This window comes from Gordonia paraffinivorans NBRC 108238 (assembly GCF_000344155.1).
In the GTDB taxonomy this organism is placed as follows: Bacteria; Actinomycetota; Actinomycetes; order Mycobacteriales; family Mycobacteriaceae; genus Gordonia; species Gordonia paraffinivorans.
The window spans coordinates 49,602-64,129 of the sequence record NZ_BAOQ01000001.1 but is presented as its reverse complement, the minus strand read 5'-3'; the positions used below and the strand labels follow the sequence as shown (position 1 = coordinate 64,129).

Here is a 14,528-nt window from a genome sequence, read left to right as displayed (position 1 = left end):
GACCCGGACGCAACGGCGGTTACGATTGCGCACATGCCGGTACCGCCGCCTTCTGAAAACGCCCGCGCCGTCGTCACCGGGGCCTCCTCCGGCATCGGACGCGAGCTCGCCCGGGTCCTCGCCGCCCGCGGCCATTCGGTCATCCTCGTCGCCCGCCGCGGCGAACTCCTCGAAGAACTCGCCGTCGAACTGCGCAGCAACCACGACGTCGCCGTCGAGGTCCGCGCGGTCGATCTGTCCGACCCCGCCAGGGTCGAGGTCCTCGCCGCCGAGTTCGCCGGACGCGAGATCTCGGTCCTGTGCAACAACGCCGGCATCGCCACCTTCGGGCCGGTCGCCGAACTCGACCCCGACTACGAGCGCGCCCAGGTCCGGCTGAACGTCAACGCCGTTCACGATCTGACGCTCGCGGTGCTCCCGCAGATGGTCGAGCGCGGCGCCGGCGGCATCCTGATGGTCGGTTCGGCCGCGGGCAACATGCCGATCCCCAACAACGCGACGTATGCGGCGTCGAAGGCCTTCGTCAACACGTTCAGCGAGTCGCTCCGTGGTGAGGTCTCCGGTCAGGGCGTGCACGTCACGCTGCTGGCCCCCGGCCCGGTGCGCACCCACACCCCGTCGCCCGAGGAGGCCTCGATCGTCGACAAGGTGGTGCCCGACTTCCTGTGGCACAGCTCGGCGAAGGTGGCCGAGATGAGCCTGGATGCGTTGGAGCACAACAAGATGCGCATCGTGCCCGGCACTCTGTCGAAGGCGATGTCGGTGGCCGGCGGCTACACCCCGCGCGCCATCGTGGCGCCGATCGTCGGCGGCTTCTACAAGAAGTTCAGCGCCGAGTGACGATCCGACACCGCGCCGGGTGAGCGCTCACGAAGCCCACACCGCCGGCGCGCTCACCGCTTCCGGCGACGCCCCGTCCCGAAGATCGCCCGGCTGAACTCCCGACCGGCGGCGCTGGCCGCCGACCGCAGGAAGCTCTGCATCGGCTTGCTCGTGAGCACCTCGGTGAGGATGCCGGGCTCCTCCGGAGCGGGCTTCGGCGCCCTCGGGGCGGGAGCGGGCGCCGGTGCAGGAACGGGGATGGGCGCGGGCGCCGGGGTATCGGCGTCCTCGCCCGGGGACAGGGTGTTCGCGGCGAGTTTCTCGTAGGCGGACTCGCGGTCGATCGTCTGCCCGTACTTCGCGTACAGCGGGCTCGCCTTGGCGGCCGCGGTGATCGCCTCGTCGCCGATCGCCTCCATCGACGAACGCGGTGCGCGGACCACGGTCCACGCGACCGGCGTCGGCGAGCCCTTCTCCGACAGCACCGTCACGACGGCCTCGCCGGTGCCCAGCGAGGTCAGCACCTGCTCGAGCTTGTAGACCTCGGAGACCGGATAGGTCTTGACCGTCTTCTTCAGCGCCTTCTGGTCGTCGGGGGTGAAGGCGCGCAACGCGTGCTGAATTCGTGCGCCGAGTTGCGAGAGCACCTCGTTGGGGATGTCGGTGGGCAGCTGCGAGCAGAAGAACACACCCACGCCCTTCGAGCGGATCAGTTTCACCGTCTGCTCCACCTGGTCGACGAACGCCTTCGACGCGTCGTCGAACAGCACGTGCGACTCGTCGAAGATGAAGACGAGCTTGGGCTTGTCGAGGTCGCCGACCTCGGGCAGGTACTGGAACAGATCGGCGAGAATCCACATCAGGAACGTGGAGAACAGCACCGGGCGCGCGGACTGCGCGCCGAGCTCGAAGAGGGTGACGATGCCGCGGCCGTCCGGGGCGAGGCGGATGAGGTCGGCGGGCTCGATCTCTGGCTCGCCGAAGAACGTGTCGCCGCCGTCGGCCTCGAGGTTGGTCAGGGCCCGCAGGATGACCCCGGCCGTCTGCCGCGAGACGCCGCCGATGTTCTTCAGCTCCTCCTTGCCCTCGTCACTGGTGAGGAACGCGATGACCGACCGCAGGTCCTTCAGGTCGAGCAGCGGCAGCCCCTTCTTGTCGGCCCAGTGGAAGATGAGTCCGAGGGTGGATTCCTGCGTGGCGTTGAGGCCGAGCACCTTGGAGAGCAGGATCGGCCCGAACGACGTGATCGTCGCGCGGATGGGTACGCCGATGCCGGTCGAGCCGAGCGAGACGAACTCCACCGGGTACGACGTGGGCTGCCAGTCATCGCCGGTCTGCTGTGACCGTTCGACGATCTTGTCGTTGCTGCTGCCCGGCCGGCTCAGTCCCGACAGGTCGCCCTTGATGTCGGCCATGACCACCGGCACGCCGTTCGCGGAGAGCTGCTCGGCCAGCAGCTGCAGGGTCTTGGTCTTGCCGGTGCCGGTGGCGCCCGCGACGAGTCCGTGCCGGTTCATCATCGCGAGCGGGATGCGCACGGCGGCGGCGGGATCGACCTGGCCGTCCACCGACACCGATCCGAGTTCCAGTGAGGTCGAGGTGAAGGCGTAGCCGGCGGCGATGGACTGGGCAGGGCTGAGGGCTTCGGTCACGTGGACACGATAGCCCGCGAGGTGCCCACGGGTTCGGCTCCGCGGCGGTCATGTCGCGCCGCGTTGGCTAAGGTTGTCGGGTGCAGGACAAACTGGTGTGGATCGATTGCGAGATGACCGGACTGCGACTCGAATCGGACAAACTGATCGAGATCGCGGCGCTGGTCACCGACGGTGACCTGAACATCCTGGGTGACGGCGTGGACGTCGTCATCCACGCCGACGACGAGGCGCTCGCCGCGATGCCGGACGTGGTCAAGAAGATGCACGCCGATTCCGGGCTCACCGAAGAGGTGCGCAGGTCGACGGTCACCCTGGCCGAGGCGGAGAAGATGGTGCTCGACTACATCCGCAAGCACGTGACGACGCCCGGCGCCGTCCCGCTTGCCGGTAACTCGATCGCCACCGACCGCAACTTCATCGCCCGCGACATGCCCGAACTCGACGCATACCTGCACTACCGCATGGTCGACGTCAGCTCGATCAAGGAGCTGTGCCGCCGCTGGTACCCGCGCATCTACTTCGGTCAACCGGAGAAGGGGCTGGCCCACCGAGCACTCGCCGACATCCGCGAGTCGATCCGCGAGCTGCGCTACTACCGGGAAGCCGCGTTCGTGCCCTCCCCCGGGCCTGGCACCGATGCCCTCGCCAAGATCGTCGAGAAGCTCGGACCCGCCTGAGAAATGGCAGGTCAGAATACCGATTGGTGTTCCGGGGCATCTACCCGCTAGAGTGTTCATGGCTCTGAGGCCAGGAGCGAAAGCCCGGGTCGAAGACGCCGATGGTGGATGTAGTTCAGTTGGTAGAGCACCAGGTTGTGATCCTGGCTGTCGCGGGTTCGAGTCCCGTCATCCACCCCTTGATGAGTGGGAGGTCGCACACGCGGCCTCCCACTTCTGGTTTCCGGGCCGACCGCTTCGCGCTCAATACATCCATCCGGGCCTGACGACCCGGGAACCGATGTCGCACGCGACACCGATCCGGATCGTCGACCTCGATCGGTGTCGCCGCCTCGGAACCGTGTCGCCCGCGACATCGATCCGGCCCAACGGACGATGTTGCCGAATGCGTCACCGCGCACACGCCACCGGCTCGACAGCAGCGATCCCGTTGCGCCTGAGACCGGTTCGCGGGCACAGACGCAACGGGATCGCCGCCGCTGCTCGGCTACTCGTCTTCGGAGGAGTCCGGCGAGGAGTCGTCCGAACTCGACCGCGACTCCTCCTCCGGGGTCGGCACCGGTTCCGGGTCCTCGGCCCCCTCGTCCCCGGCGGCGGGCGCCACCTCGGACGGCGCTGCGGCTCGGGGCTCACTCGTCTGAGGTGTCTCGACGACCGGCACGGGCGAACTGGTCGTCGTGGTGACGGGCACCGTGGGTTCCGGCAAGACGAACCTGAATCCCGCTGTGCCCGAGGGCTTCCAGATCGCCTTGCCCGCCACGCTCGGGGCCGTGAACGTCACCCACCCGGTGTAGGTGCGCCCCGGCTCCAGCTCGTCGGGCAGCTGCGGCGACGGACCGCCCGACGCCCGGCCGGCATCCTGTTCCACTCCCCCGACGATCGCACCGAAGTCCTTCCACGAGACAGACGACAACCGTTGGCCTCCGCCGGCATCGGACGTCGTGATCGACATCTTCACCGCCACCGTCGCGGGCGCACCCTCCGACGGGGCATCGGACTCTACCTGTTGGATCGTCGCCGAGCCGAGGTCGGTGCCGTCGCTCGCCACGATCGGGAAGCGACTGCCCACGTCGACGTCCGACGGTGTTGTCGGCCCCCGCCCGGCCACCGGGGCGTCGGCGGACGTGCTCTCGGAAGCACTTGCCGGGGAGGAACTCTCGGACTCCTCCGAGGATGAGGCCCCCGAGCTCTCGGACTCGGAACCCTCCGCGCTCTTCGACGCCGAGCTCGTCGAAGACGAACTCTCGACAGAGCGGGATGGCGAGGCACTTTCCGAGTCCGGCGCCAGTCGGGCCATCGCCATCCGCGACGCGGGAAGTGTGGTGTCTGAGTCCACCGCCGGCAGCTATCGACCGATGCCGCACTCGGCGCGGACCAGCTGCATCGACACGGTCCAGAAGCTCACGTGCGGCCACAAGGCGGATTGGATGTCGATGTCGAGGACCAGGGTGGAGACGGCGTAGTCCGGTTCCTGCCGCACGATGCTGCGCAGCGTGCCCGCCACGGCAGGCCGACCGCGTCGTCATCGATGACGACCTCTTGGTTCGCCTGCGGCACGGAGTAGTAGTTGTTGGAGCCGATCCCGATCTCACATCCGACCACTTTCATGCCGAGCATTAGAAACCAATATCTACGCCCTGATACGCGTTTGGCGGGAAATCCGGGTGCCGACCCCCCCGAGAAGCACTTCGCCACCCCAGAACAGCAGCGGACACCGTTGGCTCGCAATACTTCTCGACATCGCAGCATCGCCCGTGACCACGGTGGGACAAGCGACCAGGTGCGATGAACATCACCGCCGAGGCTCGATCAGAGGTCGAGGTGCGCGGATCGGGTTGCGTGGCGATCGGACAGCGAAGCGAACGCCCGCGGGGTGATGATCACCACCCCGCGGGCGTCATGAGTCGTGCGGCGGCCGTCCGGGCAGATCGCCCTCAGGACCGAGGCGCCGGGATGTCCAGTCCCAGGTCGAGCACGGTGACCGAGTGGGTCAGCGCGCCCACGGCGAGATAGTCGACGCCGGTGCGGGCGTAGTCCTCGGCCATGTCGAGAGAGAGGCCGCCCGAGCTCTCCAGCTTCGTCTGCGGCGAGCGCGTGTTGCGACGCTGCACCGCGATCTGGGTCTCCCACGGCTCGAAGTTGTCGAGGAGCACGAGTTGCGGCTCGAGCGGCAGCACCTCGTCGAGCTGGGCGAGCGAGTCCACCTCGACCTCGACGGGCAGGCCCGGGGCGGCCGTGCGGACCGCCTCGAGGGCGGCCGCGACCGAGCCGGCCGCGACCACGTGGTTGTCCTTGATCAGTGCGGCGTCGCCCAGGCCCATCCGGTGGTTGACTCCCCCACCTGCGCGGACCGCGTACTTCTGCAGCACGCGCAGACCGGGCAGGGTCTTGCGGGAGTCCCGGATTCTCGCCGGGTATCCGGCCACCGCGTCGACCCAGGTCCGGGTGGCGGTCGCGATGCCGGACAGGTGGCAGATGAGATTGAGCGCGGTGCGCTCAGCGGTCAGCAGCGCCGCCGTCGGGGCGTGGACGCGGAGGACCACGTCACCGGGTTCGACGACGGTCCCGTCGGCGACGGCCTCGGTCACCTCGAACTCGCCGGCTCCGATGACCTCGTCGAACACCGCGATCACCACCGGCACGCCGGCGATGACGCCGTGTGCGCGGCTGACGATCGCGGCGTCGACGACTGCTCCCGCGGGGACGGTTGCGGCCGTGGTGACATCGGGCCCGTACCGCAGGTCCTCGTCGAGTGCGGTCCGGATGAGCGCCCGGATCTCGTCGTCGACGACGAGTTCGAGCGCCCCGCCGGCCGCCTCCTGTCCGACGAATCCGTCGCTCACCGTGTCTGCTCTCCCGAGGGTCACTCGCCCGAGCCCGGGTTGCCGATCGCGATCATGCGCTCGACGCTCTTGCGGGCCTTGTCGGCGACGTCGGCGTCGACGAACACCTCGTCGCGTCCCTCGCGCAGGCAGCGCAGCAGCGCGGCCGGCGTGATCATCTTCATGTACGGGCAGGACGCGCGGTCGTTGACGGCCTGGAAGTCGACGCCGGGCGCGGCCTTGCGCAGCTGGTGCAGCATGCCGACCTCGGTGGCGACGAGAACCTGCTTGGCGCCGGTCTCCCGGGCGGCGTCGAGCATGCCGCCGGTCGAGAGGATCTTGACCCGGTCGGAGGGCACCGCGCCCTCACCGGCCAGGTAGAGCGCCGAGGTGGCACAGCCGCATTCGGGGTGGATGAACAGGTCGGCGTCCGGGTGCGAGGCGGCCTGGTCGGCGAGCTCGTCGCCGTTGATGCCGGCGTGCACGTGGCACTCGCCCGCCCAGATGTGGATGTTGTCGCGACCGGTCTCGCGCTTGACGTGTGCGCCGAGGAACTGGTCGGGCAGGAACAGCACGTCCCGGTCGGGGTCGATCGAGGCGACCACGTCGACGGCGTTCGACGAGGTGCAGCAGATGTCGGTCAGGCCCTTCACCTCGGCGGTGGTGTTCACGTACGACACCACGATCGCGTCGGGGAACTCGGCCTTCCAGGCGCGCAGCTCGTCGGCGGTGATCGAGTCGGCGAGCGAGCACCCGGCGCGCTCGTCCGGGATCAGGACGCGCTTCTCGGGGCTGAGGATCTTGGCGGTCTCGGCCATGAAGTGGACGCCGCAGAAGATGATCTCGTCGGAGTCGACCTCGGCGGCGATGCGCGAGAGCGCGAGCGAGTCACCGACGTGGTCGGCGACGTCCTGAATGGCCGGCAGTTGGTAGTTGTGCGCGAGCAGCGTCGCGTTGCGGGCGCGGGCGAGGCGTCGGACCTCGTCCGCCCACTCCTGGGTCGGCTCGACGCCGGCGTAGCCGCCGGGAGCGTCGTACCACTCGGCATCGAGGAGTCCGGTCGCGGTGACGGCCGCCGGACGATCACTGGTGATGCTCATTGCCACTCCTCTGGCTCCCCGACGCACGCTCCGCCGGGTCGTCGGTTCCCCGGATCACGGGCCGTGTGTCCGAGGCAGGTTTTCGACTCATGGTCGAAAACGCTATGCATCGTAACATTCGCCACACCGGGCCTATTCCCGCCGCCCCACGCGGGACGGGGCACGTCATTCACGCATCAGGGCGTCGGATGGCAGTCGAAGACGAGGACTGCGGCGTCATCCCGCGCGAGCAACCTCTTCACCGACGAGAACGACGGCCAGATCGTCGAGGGACGTCTCCAGCGAGCGCGCGAGCGCCGCGATCGTCGCGAATGCCGGGGTGGGCATACGACCCGTCTCGATCTTGCGGAGCGTCTCCGGCGAGATCCCCGCATGTACGGCGACCTCGGCCAGCGGGCGCTCGCCGCGGAGTTCACGCAACCGGGCACCCAACCGGCGTCCGGCGGCGATCTGCTCGGGAGTCAACGGGTTGCGGACCATGGGCAGATCCTATCCGATGCGGTATGAATATACCGGTACGCCCCGGTATTTCTATACCGGGATTCATCTGCCGATGATCGACGCAGCCACCGAAGGGAACCCGAGAACATGGTCGAGCTCAAGACACCGTCAGAGGTGGAGGCGATGGCGGTCACCGGCGCGTTCATCGCCGAACTCCTCGCCGACCTCGCCGAACGCGCCGACGTCGGTGTCAACCTGCTCGACCTCGAGCAGCGCGCCCGCGAGATGATCGCCGAGCGCGGCGCCGAGTCCTGCTACTGGGACTACGCACCGTCCTTCGGCAACGGCCCGTTCCGCAACGTCATCTGCCTGTCGGTCAACGACGCGGTACTGCACGGGCTCCCCCACGACTACGTGCTCGCCGACGGCGACCTGCTGTCGATGGACATCGCGGTCTCCATCGACGGCTGGGTGGCCGACTCCGCGCGCAGCGTCATCGTCGGCACGCCCCGCCCCGAGGACCAGCGCCTGGTCGCCGCCACCGAGGAGGCGCTGCGCGCGGCGATCGACGCGGCCCGGCCCGGGGCCCGCTTGGGCGACATCTCCGCAGCGATCGGCGCCGTCGCGAAGTCACGCGGGTACCGGGTCAACACCGAGTTCGGCGGGCACGGACTCGGCCGGACCATGCACGAGGACCCGCACGTGCCGAACATCGGCAGGCCCGGACGCGGGATGAAGCTGCGGCCGGGACTGACCCTGGCGCTCGAACCGTGGTTCACGCTGGGTACCGAACGCATCAAGTTCGACGCCGACGGCTGGACCATCCGGTCGTTCGACGGTTCGCGCGGCGCCCACAGCGAGCACACGATCGCGATCACCGACGGCGAGGCGCGCGTGCTCACCGCACGACCCGCCTGACGGGGCGGGCGCCGCGTCGGATCGTTCCTGCGTCGCGGACACGTGCCGGGGCCATACAATCACCGCATGCCAGCCGCCGGGACCGACTCCTCCTCCACCGACGGCCCCTCCTCCGGTGGGCCCCACGCCGATACGCACCCGGCCGACGAGCGCGGCGCCGGTCTGCGGGTCGAGGTGCTGCCCGTCGTCTTCCAGGTCCGCACGCCGGCCGACGCCGATGCCGCGCACCCGGTGCTGAGCGTCCTGCTCTCGGAGGTCCCTGCCGGGCGGTGGTCGTTGCCCCGCGGCGACGTCGCCGACGACGAGAACCTGTCGGCCAGCGCACGCCGCCTCGTCACCGAGACGATGGGCGTCCGCGACGTCGCCCATCTCGAACAGCTGTCGGTGTTCTCCGACCCTCATCGGGTTCCCGGTATCCGCACGATCGCCTCGAGCTACCTGGGGCTCGTTCCGTCCGACGCGTCGTCCGGCCTTCCCGGCGGCGCCGGCTGGTTTGCCGTCGACGCCCTCCCCGAGGTCGTGTTCGACCACGCCGCGATCATCGAGACGGCCCGGCACCGGCTCGCCGCGAAACTCTCGTACACGAACATCGCTTTCGCCCTCGCGCCCAAACGTTTTCCGATGTCGGAGCTGTCGGAGATCTACTGCGCGGCGCTGGGCTACCCGGTCGACACCACGAACCTGTTGCGCATCCTGAGCCGACGCGCCGTGGTGGTGTCCACCGGCACCGTCGGCAAGACCGGCCGTGCCGGTGGTCGCCCGCCGGCGCTGTACGCCTTCGCCGACAACGAATTGCGCGTCACAGACGAGTTCGCGACGCTGCGTCCCCCGATGTGAGTTCTGCTCCGGCCGGCTCGGCGAACGGGTCGTCGGGCAGGTCTCCGACGCCGAGATCGGCCGTGCGCGCGGACAACACACACACCAGGTAGACGATCGCGAAGGCGAACGGCGCGCAGATGAGGAGAATCCACGGGGAGCTGTAGCCGGCACTGGTTCCGCCCTCGAGCCACAACTCGGGAGCGACCTCGTACACCGACGAGACCGGCAACGCGGTCACGTCGTCGTCGAATCGCACGCCCGCCAGCCACATCCCGGTCTCGGCCGCGACCGCGGAACCGGCCACCGTGCCGAGGACCGGCACGAGGAAGCCGACCACGCCGCGCCAGGCCCGCACCGCGATCCACACGACGAGAGCCGCGGCCGCGCCGTAGCCGAACATGGTGAGGGCGAAGGCGGCGACGCCGCCGAAGTCGGTGGTGACCAGCTCGGGGGTGAGCCCACGGACGACCACGCCGGTGGTCGGCGGGGTGAGCACACCCCAGACCATGCCGGCTATGGCGCCCATCAGCACCACCGCCACGGTCATGGCGACCAGCACCGATACCGGGCGTTCGACGCGCGGGGTCACCGGCGGCCCAACTCGGCGGAGTCGACCGTGCCGTGGCGGGAGCACCGTGCGCTCCAACCGTCGGGACGGACCTGCACCACCATGCGCCGCCCGCATTGTCCGCAGAAGCGCGGCGGTTCCAGGCCCAGGCGCGCGGCGGGCGGGATCGCGTCGGGCGACTGCAGTTCCAGTTCGATACCCGTGTACACGCCGTACCTACACGGTTCGGCGAGCGGGCCCGGGACGGTGTCGATCATGAGAGAACACGCTACCGATCGTCGCGAGGGTCGACGTCAGATCGTGTCGTTCAACGACTTGATCGGCATCGACAGGTCGTTCAGCAGGTCGAGATCGTCCTCGGCCGGCCGCCCCAGCGTCGTCAGGTAGTTGCCGACGATCACGGCGTTGATACCACCGAGGATGCCCTGCTTGGCCCCGAGGTCGCCCAGGGTGATCTCGCGGCCGCCGGCGAAGCGCAGGATGGTGCGCGGAAGTGCGAGGCGGAACGCGGCGACGGCCTTCAGCGCCTCGGTGGCGGGCAGCACGTCGAGATCCCCGAACGGCGTGCCGGGACGGGGGTTGAGGAAGTTCAGCGGCACCTCGTCCGGCTCGAGTTGGGCCAGCTCCGCGGCGAACTCGGCGCGCTGCTCGAGCGTCTCGCCCATGCCGAGGATGCCGCCGCAGCACACCTCCATACCGGCCTCGCGGACCATCCGCAGCGTGTCCCAGCGCTCCTCCCAGGTGTGGGTGGTCACGACGTTCGGGAAGTGGCTGCGCGCGGTCTCCAGGTTGTGGTTGTAGCGGTGCACGCCCATGTCGCGCAGCTGGTCGACCTGCTCCTGGGTGAGCATGCCCAGGCTACAGGCGATCTGGATGTCGACCTCGTTGCGGATCGCCTCGATGCCCGCGGCGACCTGGCTCAACAGCCGCTTGTCGGGGCCGCGGACCGCGGCGACGATGCAGAACTCGGTGGCACCGGTCTTGGCGGTCTGCTTGGCCGCCTCGACCAGGGACGGGATGTCGATCCACGCGCTGCGCACCGGGGAGGCGAACAGGCCGGACTGCGAACAGAAGTGGCAGTCCTCCGGGCATCCGCCGGTCTTGAGCGAGATGATGCCCTCGACCTCGACCTCGGGCCCGCACCACCGCATCCGGACGTCGTGGGCCAGCTGCAGCAGCTCGGTGAGACGGTCGTCGGGCAGGCGCAGGACGGTGAGCACCTGCTCCTCGGTGAGGGCCTCGCCGCGCTCGAGCACCTGCTCGCGGGCGATCGCGAGGATGTCGTCGGACGCCCGGACGTCGCGGGCTGCGTCAACGGTTGCCTGGGTCACTGGTGGAACTCCTTGCTGGTGATCCGGCGAAAGTGCCGGTGCGGTAGAGATTTTCAGGTCCGGATGAGCTGTCCCGGCAGGTCTGCGGGGGCGGCGGGTTCGGGGCGGACGGCTACCGGGCGGAGACCGTCGAGCCACTCTGGGTCGAACCAGGTGGGTGCGAGACGGCCGAACCCCGCGGGGTCGAGCTCGCCGGCACCGGCGGGCAGCACCCCGACCACCGGCACGCCGGTCACCCGCGGCAGGTCGTCGCGGTTGCACCGCATGGCGAGATCGGGCTCCTCCGGCCACCACCCGATCACCAGGCCCGCCGGGCGCAGGCCACGGGCGCGGATGGCGTCGACGGTCAGCTCGGCATGGTTGAGCGCACCGAGGCCGGGGTTCACGACGACGAGCACGCCGTCGGCCGTTTCCGGGGCCAGGACCGGGCCCGCGACGTCGAGCAGGGTCGCGGTCTCCCCCAGCCGGACCATGACCCCGCCCGCACCCTCGACCAGGGTCAGCTCGTAAGTGCTTGCGAGGCGGTCGATCTCGCCGGCGATCACGGCGGGATCGGCGAACGGCAGCCCCGCTCGGCGTGCCGCGGTGTCGGGCGCGAGGGGCTCCGGATAGCGATAGCACTCGACGGTCGTGACCGGGCCGGCGAGACGGGCGACCTCGGCGAGGTCACCGGGTTCGCCCGGGGCGACCCCGGTCTGGACGGGCTTGCACACGGCCACCGTGGTCGGCGCACCCGCCCGCGCGGCGGCCGCCAGTGCCGCGGTCGCCACGGTCTTGCCGACGTCGGTCGAGGTGCCGGTGATCGCGAGGACGCGTCCGCGCGCGGTCATCGCACCCCCACCTGTCGCAGCGCCTCGTCGACGACCCCGGCGACGTGGTCGAGGGTCGCGGTGTCGAGGTCGGCGCGCACCGTGATGCGCAACCGCGAGGTTCCCGGCGGCACCGACGGCGGACGGAAGCATCCGACGAGCACGCCGCGGTCGCGGCATGCGGCCGCGGCGGCCACGGCGCGTTGCGGGTCGCCGACGATGATCGAGATGACCGCGGCCTGCGGTTCCTCCGCCCCACAGGCCCTGGCCAGGTGACGGGCGTTGGCGCGCAGCCGGTCCGGCAGATCCGGGTTCGCCCGCAATACGCCGAGCGCGGCGCGCGCGGCGCCCACGGCCGCCGGGTTGAGCCCGGTGTCGAAGATGAACGTGCGCGCGCAGTCGACGAGGTGCGACCGCAGCAGACCAGTGCCGAGCACCACCCCGCCCTGCGACCCCAGCGACTTGGACAGCACCGAGGTGACCACCAGGTCGGGCGCGCCGGAGAGTCCGTGCTCGGCGACGATGCCCCGACCACCGGGCCCGCGCACGCCGACCGCGTGCGCCTCGTCGACGAGAAGCACCGCGCCGTGGGCGCGAGCGGCGGCGTAGAGGTCGGCGATCGGGGCGGGTTCGCCGTCGATGCTGTAGACGGAGTCGGTGACGACGAGCGCACGCTGTTCGGTCCGATCGGCGAGAGCGGCGCGCACCGCCTCGTGATCGCCGCGGTCGACGACGACCACCCGCGCGCGGGAGAGCCGGCACCCGTCGATCAGCGACGCGTGGCTGCCGGTGTCGCTGACGATCAGGTCGCCGCGCCCCGCGAGTGCGGTGACGGCGCCGATGTTGGCCAGGAAACCGGACGAGAAGACCAGCGCCGCCTCGAACCCGAGGAAGTCGGCCAGCTCGTTCTCGAGGTCGACGTGGGCCTGCGTCGTGCCGACCACCAGTCGCGACGCGGTCGAACCGCCACCCCACCGCCGGGCGGCATCCCGCGCCCCGGCGATGACGTCCGGGTGGGCCGAGAGGCCGAGGTAGTCGTTCGAGCCGAGGTTGATCTCCGCGGCGCCGTCCCGCCGGACATGGGGGTCGCGATGGAGACCGGCCGCCGCGCGGTCGCGGGCCGCCCCGGCGAGCCAGGCGAGGCCGACCTCGCCCGTGGCATCCGGTCCCGTGCCGGGGCCGCCTGGGGCGAACGGCCGATCCGATGCGAGCGTCATGACCGAGCTCCCACGAGTTCGACCGTGGCACAGGAGGTCTCGTGGAGCGTGGCGTGCACCGCGGCATGGATTCCGGCGACGATGAGATCGACGTCGTCGGGTGCGCAGACGAACGGCGGCATCGTGTAGACGAGGTTGCGGAACGGCCTGAGCCAGGCCCCGGCGTCGACGGCGGCCTCGGTGGCGGCCGACATGTCCACCGGGCGGTCGAGTTCGACCACACCGATCGCGCCCTTCACCCGCATGTCGACGACGCCGTCCACCTCGCGAAGGGGCGCGAGTCCGCCGGCGAGTCGCGCCTCGATCTCGGCGACCCGCGAGGCCCAGGGCGTCTCCAGCAGCAGTTCGATGGCGGCGACGGCCACCGCGCACGCCAGCGGATTGGCCATGAAGGTCGGTCCGTGGGCGAGGCCGCCGGCCTCCCCGGCGCTGATGACCTCGGCGACGCGCGTCGTGCACAGCGTCGCGGCGAGCGTCAGGTATCCGCCGGTGAGGGCCTTGCCGACGCACATGACGTCGGGTGCGACCCGTGCCGAGTCGGCGGCGAAAAGCGTTCCGGTGCGGCCGAATCCGGTGGCGATCTCGTCGAAGATCAGCAGCACGTCGTGACGGTCGCAGATGTCGCGGAGCGCAGACAGGTATGCGGGGTCGTGGAAGCGCATGCCCCCGGCGCCCTGGACCACCGGCTCGACGATGACCGCGGCGAGTTCGTCACGGTGCTCGGCGACCGCGGCGTCGAGCATCGCCACGTACCCGGCGTCGAAGTCGGCGGGCGGGGCGTCGACGAAAACCTGCTCGGCGAGGACCTTCGTCCACATCGAGTGCATGCCGCCCTCGGGGTCGCAGACGCTCATCGGGGTGAACGTGTCGCCGTGGTAGCCGCCGCGCCAGGTCAGCAACCGGGTGCGCCGCGACTGCCCGCGACTGCGCCAGTACTGCAACGCCATCTTGACCGCGACCTCCACCGAGACCGAGCCGGAGTCGCAGAAGAAGACCTTCTGCAGGGGTTCCGGGGTGAGCTCGACGAGCAGTCGGGCGAGCCGGGCGGCCGGTTCGTGGGTCAGGCCGCCGAACATCACGTGCGACATCCGGCCGAGCTGGACGGCGGCCGCGGCGTCGAGACGCGGGTGCCGGTAGCCGTGGATCGCCGCCCACCACGAGCTCATGCCGTCGACCACCGTCCGGCCGTCGGCGAGTTCGAGGCGGACCCCCGACGCGGAAGCCACGATGAGCGGGCGGGTCGCGGCGGGCAGTGCGCCATACGGGTGCCAGATGTGGTCGGCGTCGACACGGCTGATCTCCGCGTGGTCCACGACGAACGTCTCCTCACTCTCCCCCTGCGCGTGTGG

16 protein-coding genes and 1 tRNA gene are annotated in these 14,528 nt (G+C 70.2%); 5 read left to right on the top strand and 12 right to left on the bottom strand.

The genetic code is table 11. The annotated features are described in order from the left end of the window. Positions 1 to 33: 33 nt before the first annotated feature. The gene (gene cmrA, locus GP2_RS00275) at positions 34 to 840 is read left to right on the top strand and encodes a mycolate reductase (protein ID WP_006898434.1); all 807 of its coding nucleotides are present in this window, start codon (positions 34 to 36) and stop codon (positions 838 to 840) included. 53 nt (positions 841 to 893) lie between these two features. Here the strand turns inward: cmrA and GP2_RS00270 are convergent, their stop codons facing one another. Next, positions 894 to 2,474: a helicase HerA-like domain-containing protein gene (locus GP2_RS00270; RefSeq protein ID WP_006898433.1), complete on the bottom strand. Its 1,581-nt coding sequence runs from the start codon at positions 2,472 to 2,474 to the stop codon at positions 894 to 896. A gap of 80 nt (positions 2,475 to 2,554) precedes the next feature. Between GP2_RS00270 and orn the strand changes: the two genes are divergently transcribed. Both orn and GP2_RS00260 read left to right on the top strand, forming a co-directional pair. Then, complete coding sequence (gene orn, locus GP2_RS00265) at positions 2,555 to 3,154, top strand: oligoribonuclease (protein WP_006898432.1); 600 nt, start codon at positions 2,555 to 2,557, stop codon at positions 3,152 to 3,154. Positions 3,155 to 3,258: 104 nt separating this feature from the next. Continuing rightward, positions 3,259 to 3,331, top strand: a tRNA-His gene (locus GP2_RS00260). Between the two features lie 310 nt (positions 3,332 to 3,641). Here the strand turns inward: GP2_RS00260 and GP2_RS20880 are convergent. The 5 genes from GP2_RS20880 to GP2_RS00240 form a co-directional block, all read right to left on the bottom strand. Beyond that, positions 3,642 to 4,223: a hypothetical protein gene (locus tag GP2_RS20880; RefSeq protein WP_157211619.1), complete on the bottom strand. Its 582-nt coding sequence runs from the start codon at positions 4,221 to 4,223 to the stop codon at positions 3,642 to 3,644. A gap of 276 nt (positions 4,224 to 4,499) precedes the next feature. Next, positions 4,500 to 4,658, bottom strand: a complete 159-nt coding sequence (locus GP2_RS21590) for a hypothetical protein (RefSeq protein WP_157211618.1) — start codon at positions 4,656 to 4,658, stop codon at positions 4,500 to 4,502. A 430-nt stretch (positions 4,659 to 5,088) separates the two neighbouring features. Further along, positions 5,089 to 5,997 carry a carboxylating nicotinate-nucleotide diphosphorylase gene (gene nadC / locus GP2_RS00250; protein WP_006898429.1) on the bottom strand — a complete coding sequence of 303 codons (909 nt, stop codon included), beginning with the start codon at positions 5,995 to 5,997 and terminating at the stop codon, positions 5,089 to 5,091. Positions 5,998 to 6,017: 20 nt separating this feature from the next. After that, entirely contained in the window at positions 6,018 to 7,076 is a 1,059-nt protein-coding gene (nadA, locus tag GP2_RS00245) for a quinolinate synthase NadA (protein ID WP_006898428.1), read from the bottom strand. Positions 7,077 to 7,292: 216 nt separating this feature from the next. Further along, positions 7,293 to 7,556, bottom strand: coding sequence for a helix-turn-helix transcriptional regulator (locus GP2_RS00240; protein ID WP_006898427.1), 264 nt, complete (start codon positions 7,554 to 7,556; stop codon positions 7,293 to 7,295). A gap of 108 nt (positions 7,557 to 7,664) precedes the next feature. Between GP2_RS00240 and map the strand changes: the two genes are divergently transcribed. Both map and GP2_RS00230 read left to right on the top strand, forming a co-directional pair. After that, positions 7,665 to 8,435, top strand: coding sequence for a type I methionyl aminopeptidase (gene map, locus GP2_RS00235; protein WP_006898426.1), 771 nt, complete (start codon positions 7,665 to 7,667; stop codon positions 8,433 to 8,435). A 66-nt stretch (positions 8,436 to 8,501) separates the two neighbouring features. Continuing rightward, complete coding sequence (locus GP2_RS00230) at positions 8,502 to 9,272, top strand: NUDIX hydrolase (protein WP_006898425.1); 771 nt, start codon at positions 8,502 to 8,504, stop codon at positions 9,270 to 9,272. Here the strand turns inward: GP2_RS00230 and GP2_RS00225 are convergent. From GP2_RS00225 to GP2_RS00200, 6 genes are read right to left on the bottom strand one after another with little or no spacing between them, the layout of a single operon-like run. After that, the gene (locus GP2_RS00225) at positions 9,235 to 9,843 is read right to left on the bottom strand and encodes a DUF2567 domain-containing protein (RefSeq protein WP_006898424.1); all 609 of its coding nucleotides are present in this window, start codon (positions 9,841 to 9,843) and stop codon (positions 9,235 to 9,237) included. The two genes, GP2_RS00230 and GP2_RS00225, sit on opposite strands and share 38 nt — an antisense overlap. Further along, the gene (gene bsaP / locus GP2_RS00220; protein WP_006898423.1) at positions 9,840 to 10,079 is read right to left on the bottom strand and encodes a biotin synthase auxiliary protein BsaP; all 240 of its coding nucleotides are present in this window, start codon (positions 10,077 to 10,079) and stop codon (positions 9,840 to 9,842) included. The genes GP2_RS00225 and bsaP overlap by 4 nt, the downstream gene beginning before the upstream one ends. Before the next feature lie 36 nt (positions 10,080 to 10,115). Continuing rightward, entirely contained in the window at positions 10,116 to 11,153 is a 1,038-nt protein-coding gene (gene bioB / locus GP2_RS00215; protein ID WP_006898422.1) for a biotin synthase BioB, read from the bottom strand. Positions 11,154 to 11,206: 53 nt separating this feature from the next. Continuing rightward, a complete protein-coding gene (bioD, locus tag GP2_RS00210) occupies positions 11,207 to 11,983 on the bottom strand; it encodes a dethiobiotin synthase (RefSeq protein WP_006898421.1) in 777 nt (258 codons plus the stop codon). Next, on the bottom strand, positions 11,980 to 13,179 hold the full coding sequence (locus GP2_RS00205; RefSeq protein WP_006898420.1) for an 8-amino-7-oxononanoate synthase: 1,200 nt from the start codon (positions 13,177 to 13,179) through the stop codon (positions 11,980 to 11,982). The genes bioD and GP2_RS00205 overlap by 4 nt, the downstream gene beginning before the upstream one ends. Beyond that, positions 13,176 to 14,492 (bottom strand): adenosylmethionine--8-amino-7-oxononanoate transaminase, encoded by a 1,317-nt coding sequence (locus tag GP2_RS00200; protein ID WP_006898418.1) that lies wholly within the window; start codon positions 14,490 to 14,492, stop codon positions 13,176 to 13,178. Before GP2_RS00200 ends, GP2_RS00205 begins: the two co-directional genes overlap by 4 nt. Between the last annotated feature and the right edge of the window lie 36 nt (positions 14,493 to 14,528).